The 534-nt window shown below is 59.0% G+C and carries 1 pseudogene; it reads right to left on the bottom strand.

Features of this window, described 5'->3' with window-relative positions:
- A pseudogene (locus tag HMPREF1219_RS12945) lies at positions 1–534 on the bottom strand (hypothetical protein); the annotation flags it as partial.

Genomic DNA, 534 nt, shown 5'->3' with positions numbered 1-534 from the left:
GTGCTCGTTGACCTCGGGGCCATCCTTGAGACCATCGCCATCGGTATCCGGATTCTTCGGATCGGTGCCGTGGGTCTTGACCTCCGGGCCGTCCTTGAGGCCGTCGCCGTCGGTATCCGGGTTGTGAGGATCGGTGCCGAGCGCCTTTTCCTCTTGATCGGTCAGGCCGTCGTTGTCCGAATCCTTGTTGGCATCATCAGACGGCTTCTTGTCATCGCTAGGCTTCGTCGGATCGGTCTGATCCTTGTTCACCTCGTCGCCGTCATTAACGCCGCCATCATCAGTATCGGGATCGTTCGGATCGGTGTGGTGTTTGTTAACCTCCGCGCCGTCCTTGAGCCCGTCGCCATCGGTATCCGGATTGAGCGGGTTGGTGTTGCCAGGCTTACCTTCCGGATCGTACTTGTTCTGCTTGAACGTATTCGAGGTGCCGTTCACCTCGTCGCCGTCTGTGAGGCCATCACCGTCGGTGTCTTTGTCATTCGGATCGGTGCTGTGCTTGTTTACCTCGTCGCCGTCGTTGAGGCCGTCACC

This window comes from Corynebacterium pyruviciproducens ATCC BAA-1742 (assembly GCF_000411375.1).
Lineage (GTDB): Bacteria > Actinomycetota > Actinomycetes > Mycobacteriales > Mycobacteriaceae > Corynebacterium > Corynebacterium pyruviciproducens.
Note: the sequence above shows the minus strand (reverse complement) of the source record. Positions and strands in the feature narration are given on the sequence as shown.